We start from the raw sequence: 6,000 nt of genomic DNA, 5'->3' as shown, positions 1-6,000 counted from the left end.
CCGATTCCAGCAATCTCAGCCCTTCAGGATAGATAGGTTGATCACTGGCGGTGTCGTAGGTCATGTACGCCCCTTTGACTCGACTTAAATCAAGGCCGCAGATGCTGGGCGGCGAGCCCATGCATGACTCGTTTCTGGGAAGAGGTCATTAACTTATGCAAGTTCGAACATGGCGCCGGATTCACCAACTGCAGGGGGATGAACCAACAAAGGGCAGCATGTGTACGGATCGAGCTGGAGCAAGTCGTGAAAGCCCCTGCCGCCAGGCCTGTTAAGTCCGGACGGTGTTCCTGCATGGTGCTGCAGGCGAGCGAGAGAGCCTAAAAGAATTCAATCACCTTACGGCTTCTCTTTTTGAGAGCCGGGATGGGTTTGCGATGCATTCGCGGCTGCGCCGGCGGTGATTTCACCGGATGCTGTGCAAGCCTTGCTTGTCTCAGCCGCGCCGTCTTCTCGGCGCGTTCGGCTCGTTCAGCGTCCAGCATCTCTTGGCTGATACGTTTGGCGCGGTCGTATCTTTCCTTGTCGTGATTGCGAGTCACGGACACCTCCTAGCCAGCAACAAAAATCCTGCGAACCTTTTTGGTGACACGCGGCTTGCGTTGGCTGGGACCGGGCGTGATGGCTTGTGCGAGGCGAGCCTCCTTCAACCGCGCCGTCTTGGCGGCGCGCTCAGCACGTTCCTTGTCGATAATGAGTGCTGCAGCGGATGTGGTATTCTCGTTGCGACCGTCATGATTGATCCGCGGCATCTCAGTGCCTCGCCCCGATTCTTGTCGCCCGTAGTGCCATTTTGCACCTGCGTCCCGCCCTAAACTGGTCTATTGCCGCTTTGAGTGACGTTTCGGTTGCATGTTCCGGTTTCTCGCCCGGCTGGTTGTCGTTGGCAGCTTGTGTCATGGCCATCTTGGTTCTCCTAGGGGGCCGAACTTCGATATGACACAAGTGTTCCAAGGCAACTCGCAAGCTGCAGGGCTATTTTCGATGTAAGGAACGCGCGGATGCTAAGTGTGATCGGAGCACTGTGATAGGGGGCCGTAGCTGGAACTATGAGAGCACAGATAGCGTCGGCGCCTGAACATGAACGGCGGCCTTCTCCCCTCTCGCAAAGAGCCTGGTGTCGACGATGAACTTTTCTCGCGACGCGATCGTTCACACTTTGCTGGAGCAAGGGACCCCACGGAAACGTTATAAGCTCGGTATTGCATAGAATTCGGCCCTAGGGTCGTTGAACCACTACCGGGGGTCTCTGCAGTCAACCTACAGGCAGCCGCAGGTCAAAACGAGGAGCACGGTTCCAAGCGCATACGGAACCAGAAGCAAGCCTATCGTCACCCAGAAAGCTGGCTCTGCCAAGGCGGCCATGTCCTTGCGAAACTGCTCCATAGGACTACCCCGGCAACTTCGACAAACGAATAGAGCTAATCTGGTAAAGCCTACGGCCCACTTTTGGCATCTTCGACCTCCAGCGCATCCATGAGGGCTGTCGCATCGCTGGGTTGGCCATCGGCGCCACCCTGCACGTCACTTCGGGCGTTCTTTAGCGCTTGCTCGATCGCATGTTCAATGTTTCCGAGCTCGTCCTCACGCACCTCGCGACCATAACCGGCCGCTTCGGCGTCCTGCTCGAATTGCTGGGCCAGCACGGCGAAGCTCACATCCTCTTTGCCAGCAAGAGTGCCGACATTCTCCTGCAGCCAGGTTTCAAAAAACTCTTTGGTCGCGTTCACCGGATAACTCCTCCGCCGGATTAAGCGCGGCGGTTCCGCCACGCCTTCACTTTCCCATGGGGTATGCTCATGGTGGGCTTGGCTGATGATCCCGATAATTCGTCTGCGCGGCGACAACTCGTCAGACGATCGCTCGAAATTCCACGATCGAAGCCTGGTCTCGGCTGACGAAAATTCCCATCATCTGCATAGGAACCTCCTTCGACTGTAGCGGGCAGCCGAAACTCAACAGCTCGGCCGTCTAATCCTTGACATATGCCCCAGGCTGACGACCGCCTCTGGGCGCCTTGGCGTCTTTCGAATGCTCGGCCATCGCAGGGCCTGCTCCGGAGACTTTCTCTGCGGCCGGTGACGGTGTCGCCGGCTTAGACGAGGTCCGGCTGTCCGATTTTTCGGGGCGTGGTGATATGCCAGCTGAAGAATTGTCTGAAGAAGTCATGGCTCGTTTCCTTAGCTGCGAAACTTCCTTACCAACCTCCGAAATGCCCTGACGTTCCATTGCGATCCCTTCGTGCGATAAGATCTCCGCAGGTGAACATGCCTCGACCCTGGAGCGCATCAGCTACGGGTAGATTTCGCAAGTGAACCGTAAAATGCCAAGCCGCTCGGGAGAGATACAGCATAGCCCTACATGGCAGCGCGGGCATCAGAATACGAGCCGACGCGAAACAGAGATCCATCCGTCGCCGAACCCGCGACAGGCAGCAGGTCCGGTCATTTCTGCAGAAATGCGTTTGCCAGCTGAGACACAGCGGCAGTGCCCGCACCGCGATATTCTCTCCTGGTGCCAAGAGCCTGATTGCAGCGCCGACCAGCAAGGCTCGCGATACAGGCTGACTCCGCGGTTCAACCGATGAGGAACAATATCTCCCTTTGAAAGTTCTGGCCGACCCATGACGGAGATATGAAATGTCAGAATCGCGCGAATGGCTTGTCCAATGGCTCAGGGATGCTCACGCCATGGAAGAGCAGGCCGAGACCATGTTGAATGGGCAGTTGAACCGAATTGAGAACTATCCTGAGCTCAGCGAACGGATTCGCCAGCACGTCCAGGAGACCAGGCAGCAGGCTGCTCGGCTGGAAACCTGTCTCGACCGCATCGGACAAGGATCTTCCACACTGAAGGATGCCGGCGGCAAGCTGACGGCAATGGCGCAGTCGCTCAGCGGTGTCTTCGCCGGTGACGAAGTGATGAAAGGATCGCTTGCAAGCTACACGTTCGAGCACATGGAAATCGCCTCCTACACAATCCTTATCGCCGCTGCCAAATCGCTGCGTGAAGCAGAGGTCGCCCAGGTCTGCGAAGAGAACCTGCGTGAGGAAGTCGCAATGGCGGACTGGTTGAAAAGCCATATTCCAACGACAACCGAGCAGTTCCTGGCGCGGGCCGACTCGGAGAGTGAAAACGCCAAGCGTTGATCAGCCGGTAGCGTATCGCTAAACAAGCTCGCGCCTTGCGCCGAAGCTCGGCGCAAGGCGCATCGAGGTAAGCCGTTACCGCTGAAAGGCACTTCAAAGTAGGCAGTGCGTGAGTAAGTTTTCCGATTAGCTCTCCGTGCCGCGATAGTATCCTTGAGGCCAATTGAACTTGAAATTCCGGACGGAATTCTCTGCCATGTGCCGCTCCTTGAGAGCCCGCCGAACTGCCCATCATACGGATGTTGCTATCGCCCACTTTTTGGCGACAGTTCCCCATCCCCAACCATCTCCGCCAGCCGGCTGAGGAAGTCCACCAAAGCAGCTTGCGGCTCGTCGATTTCGCCGACCACGACCGAAATGCCCCAACGTCCAAGCACGGCCTCCTCCACAGGGTTTCGGCTGGTCATGAAGATGAACGAGGGCGGGCGATCTTTCTCATAGCCGGACCGATGCCACGTCTGCCAGAGACGGTGCAGCAGCAACCGAATGTTTGGGTCGGAAAGGCTATAGCCAATGAAGAGGATCGTGCTGCCGAGCGCATCCGAGCGAAAACGCACGTCCAGCGGAGAATTGAAGGAGAGACGATCGAGGTAGTCCGTTTCGGTGAGGACGAGGGACGAATCCTCGTCGAAATCACCATGGAACTTGACGATGTGGGTAATGCCTTGGCGGGCCTGCGCCACATCGCGTGCATTGGCCACTTTCACGTAGTCCCGACCGTATATCTCATAAGCCAGTTCCAGATTCCGATCATAGTTAGTTGTGTAGATGACAGGGAAGTCGAGCCTCACGATGAGACGATGCAACTCGGATTTCTCGATCCGGTCCTTGGGGACGGACCAGTTTCTGTCCATCCAACTGCGAAGTGGCCCGATGCTGCCATGCTTGATGCGATAGTACTCGGCCAGGGTTTGAAAACGATCGCGTCGCGTGGAAAATTCGTCGTCGACGCCGAGCTCCTTTGCCATTCGCTCTATCAGCTTCTCCCAGGAGGGTAATCCAACGCTGATCGAAACCCCTGCCCCAACAAACAGAATTGCGCTGCGATGCCGAATTGCGTTGGCGAGCGAATCTACAGGGTCATCGTTCATCACGTCTTTCGAGGCCACCCGCGCAGGTCGACCTTCCTCCCTCACATCTGGTCGTTATTAGGCTCCTTGGTGATCCCCACCTGCCTGGCCAGCTCGGAAAACGGTGGCACACTCGCTTCGAACTGCTCGGTGTTAGCCAGCCGCAAAAGCCGCAAAGGGAAACACACTGCGTCGCGGTTAGCCGGCGACATATCCTCGAAGAGGCGCTCATCAACCGTGAAGGAGGCTTCCGCGTTTTTCAACGCCGTGTCGATATCATCGACCGAGAGAAGGCCTCTGCGGACCAAGGCGTTATTGACGGCCGCGACCGCCATAAGCAAACCTTCCAATTGCAGGTTGGCGACGTTCATGGGCCATTGTCCTTCATACCATTGGGAGCCCGTCGATAGATAATCCTGCTCCGGAGGCCTTGTGCCGTGCCGGTGATGGAGTTGCCGGCTTGCTAGAGCGTTTCGGCTGCGCGGCGACGCCGGGATTGGCATCTGATGGCGCCCTTGGATCTCCGCTGGGCTGCTGGACAACTCTCCACATGCCTCGAGGTTCCGGATCGCCATGGCAACCTTGCAAAGGCAGAGGCAAGGCTTCTCGCTGTCCTACCGTCGGGCGCACCAGGTGATCGCGGTTGGGTCTTCAGACTGCGATTCAAAAAGCGCGATGCATGGTTCCTCCGCGAGCTCGAGCCGCCTTCGGCAGTAGATGCCTGCCGCGCCCGCTCGTAGCCAAAAGCAACCGCCGCAAAGCGTTCGGCAACTTTAGAGCTCCGACAGTGCCTCCCAGACGGGCCACATAGAAACGACCAAGCTGATGCCTGCTACAGGTCTCGGGATCTCGTTTATCGGCGACATCAGGCAGCGGCGCTCCGCAGGTCAGCAGATCCGATGGATGGGAACAACCCGGCACCGTGATGGTTCGGTGGCATCAAAAGGTGATAGAGAACGATGTGAAAAGCTTAAACAGCACACAGAAGCCACAGATCGTGAAAAGGCGATCGAAGCTCTCTACTTTGCGCGCAAGTGCGGCCTCACCAAGGAAGAGGCACTCAAGATGCTCAGGGAAGCCCAAATCAGGATCGATGATGGACCCAAAAGCCGCTCCGGCAACCGAACTTAAAAGCGATCGTCGAGCGCTCATCTCAGCCAGCGGCGGCGCATGATCTTCTTCACCTCCGACACGCATTTCAACGATCCCCGCATTCTGCGGCTCGACCCCCGCCCCTTCAGTTCATTGGTGGCGCACGACCAGGCACTGACTGAACTTTGGAACGAGACTGTTGCTCCAAATGACGAGGTTTGGCACCTCGGCGACTTCGCCAAGGGATCGGCCGAGACAGTGTCTTCGCTGCTGTCCTGCCTCCACGGCACCAAACACCTGATCATCGGCAACAACGACGGCATGGTAACGCTCCGCGCTTCGGCTTGGGCTAGCGTGCAACACTACAAGGAGCTAACTGTCGAGGGCAGTTTCTTGGTTCTTTGCCACTACCCGTTCCGCACCTGGAACAAGATCGGCAAGAAATCGATAAACCTGCACGGCCATTCTCATGGCCGGCTGAAGCCAATGACGCGCCAGCACGACGTCGGCGTCGACGCCTGGGATTTTCGCCCAGTCACCTTTGCTGCCATACAGGCCAGGCGCCGCCGAGATTGAGGTTAGCGCAGCAGATGGCGAACGATCGATGTCTTCACGTGGTGATGCTAGCCGCAAACAGGATTCCAGAATCCTGCCCCTGGAGTATTGCAGCCATGCTGGAACGCACCGCG

The 6,000-nt window shown here is 57.5% G+C and carries 8 protein-coding genes; 3 read left to right on the top strand and 5 right to left on the bottom strand.

Going from position 1 to position 6,000, the window contains the following annotated elements:
• Positions 1-320: 320 nt before the first annotated feature.
• The 3 genes from EN964_RS01455 to EN964_RS01440 form a co-directional block, all read right to left on the bottom strand.
• The gene (locus EN964_RS01455; protein ID WP_127266467.1) at positions 321-542 is read right to left on the bottom strand and encodes a hypothetical protein; all 222 of its coding nucleotides are present in this window, start codon (positions 540-542) and stop codon (positions 321-323) included.
• A 9-nt stretch (positions 543-551) separates the two neighbouring features.
• Positions 552-752 carry a hypothetical protein gene (locus EN964_RS01450; RefSeq protein ID WP_127266466.1) on the bottom strand — a complete coding sequence of 67 codons (201 nt, stop codon included), beginning with the start codon at positions 750-752 and terminating at the stop codon, positions 552-554.
• A 684-nt stretch (positions 753-1,436) separates the two neighbouring features.
• Entirely contained in the window at positions 1,437-1,730 is a 294-nt protein-coding gene (locus EN964_RS01440; RefSeq protein ID WP_127266465.1) for a DUF768 domain-containing protein, read from the bottom strand.
• A 909-nt stretch (positions 1,731-2,639) separates the two neighbouring features.
• Between EN964_RS01440 and EN964_RS01430 the strand changes: the two genes are divergently transcribed.
• Positions 2,640-3,149, top strand: coding sequence for a ferritin-like domain-containing protein (locus tag EN964_RS01430; RefSeq protein ID WP_127266464.1), 510 nt, complete (start codon positions 2,640-2,642; stop codon positions 3,147-3,149).
• 245 nt (positions 3,150-3,394) lie between these two features.
• On the opposite strand, the gene EN964_RS01425 is transcribed toward EN964_RS01430, so the two are convergent.
• Both EN964_RS01425 and EN964_RS01420 read right to left on the bottom strand, forming a co-directional pair.
• The gene (locus EN964_RS01425; RefSeq protein ID WP_127266463.1) at positions 3,395-4,240 is read right to left on the bottom strand and encodes an SIR2 family protein; all 846 of its coding nucleotides are present in this window, start codon (positions 4,238-4,240) and stop codon (positions 3,395-3,397) included.
• 41 nt (positions 4,241-4,281) lie between these two features.
• A complete protein-coding gene (locus EN964_RS01420; protein WP_127266462.1) occupies positions 4,282-4,590 on the bottom strand; it encodes a hypothetical protein in 309 nt (102 codons plus the stop codon).
• 454 nt (positions 4,591-5,044) lie between these two features.
• On the opposite strand from EN964_RS01420, the gene EN964_RS01415 reads away from it, so the two are divergent.
• Both EN964_RS01415 and EN964_RS01410 read left to right on the top strand, forming a co-directional pair.
• Positions 5,045-5,350, top strand: a complete 306-nt coding sequence (locus tag EN964_RS01415; protein WP_236383244.1) for a hypothetical protein — start codon at positions 5,045-5,047, stop codon at positions 5,348-5,350.
• Positions 5,351-5,389: 39 nt separating this feature from the next.
• Positions 5,390-5,887 carry a metallophosphoesterase family protein gene (locus tag EN964_RS01410; protein WP_127266460.1) on the top strand — a complete coding sequence of 166 codons (498 nt, stop codon included), beginning with the start codon at positions 5,390-5,392 and terminating at the stop codon, positions 5,885-5,887.
• Positions 5,888-6,000: the final 113 nt, after the last annotated feature.

The organism is Mesorhizobium sp. M7A.F.Ca.CA.001.10.2.1 (assembly GCF_003998575.1).
Lineage (GTDB): Bacteria > Pseudomonadota > Alphaproteobacteria > Rhizobiales > Rhizobiaceae > Mesorhizobium.
This window is presented reverse-complemented; position numbering and strand designations above follow the sequence as displayed.